Annotated in this window: 1 pseudogene; it reads left to right on the top strand. The window is 43.5% G+C overall.

The features are described from left to right. A pseudogene (locus L650_RS0100385) lies at positions 1–1240 on the top strand (phage tail protein); the annotation flags it as partial.

Here is a 1240-nt window from a genome sequence, read left to right on the forward strand (position 1 = left end):
CCGCCGCTAGGCGTGCAACCTTAGCAGCGCGTGGCCTTAGCACCGTAATGGGGTTGTTAGGTGGCCCTGTTGGTTTATTAGTAACAGCTGGGCTTGGCCTTGCTTACTTTGCAAGCCAGGGCGATGACGCTACAGACTCCGTTAATAAACTTAAAGAAGCCAGTAAAGACCTAAACCCGTATGCCAATTTAACAAGTAGCCAAGCACAAGGTTTACTACTAATGGCGCAAGGTCGCATTAAAAATGCGATTCAAATGGCTGATGAAGCACGAGAACGTTTTAACAACCCATTCTTAAAGGGTAAGTTCTCGGATGTTGAGGCGGCACAACAGCGCGTGACCGACTTAAAAAATGAAATTGTGGCTCTGCAACAAGTACTCGCAATTAAAGAAACTGAAAAGCCTAAGCCAGTTGTAACAAGTACAGCCATGCCCGATAACATTAAGCGCTTAGAAGTCAGCTTAATGGGAGAGCGCGCTAGATTAAAAGATAACTTCGATAAGCAACGACAAATGGTGACCGTTGCGCGTGAGAACGATGTAAGTAACAAAGCTAAATATGATGGTATTTTAAAGCGCTTACAGTCTAAATATTTTGAAGATCAAGGTAAAATTACTGAACGTGAAAGACAGGCTGAAATACGAAAAAAAAACCAAGCTGAAGAGTTTCGTAAAAATAAATTACAGCAAGAGCTTGAAGATCGCATAGCCGTTATTAAAGGCCATGCGGATCGTGATGCATTAGCTGCTTACAATAGTGAATTAGGTGTCGAACAAGCACGCCAACAAGCTCGTGTTGATGCTAAACGCCGCTCACAAATAGGCTTAGCGGCGAATGATGATGTAGGCGAGCTAAAATACAACACTGATAATCAGCTACGTGATTTAGAACGCCAAACAGAGCTCAATGCCGCTAGTGGTTACCATAGTGAGCGTGAAGCAAGTGAAGCCGCTCATCAAGAGCGCCTATTACAAATTAAAACCCGCAATATGGGGGCATTACAAAGTAATGTTTTAGCTTTTGCTAACTTTGAAAAACAAACAGAAGCTGAAAAATCTAACGCGATTGTTGGCTTGGGCGCTGCTACGTTTAAAACGATGGCTGGCCAAAGTAAGACTGCGTTTAAAGCCTATAAAGCGTTTGCAATAGCTCAAGCTGTTATTAATACCTACCAAGGCGCTACAGCTGCCTTTACTTCATTGGCCCCTATTCCTATTGTAGGGCCTGTTTTGGGTGGAGT

The organism is Pseudoalteromonas sp. TB51 (assembly GCF_000498055.1).
GTDB classification, from domain to species: domain Bacteria; phylum Pseudomonadota; class Gammaproteobacteria; order Enterobacterales; family Alteromonadaceae; genus Pseudoalteromonas; species Pseudoalteromonas atlantica.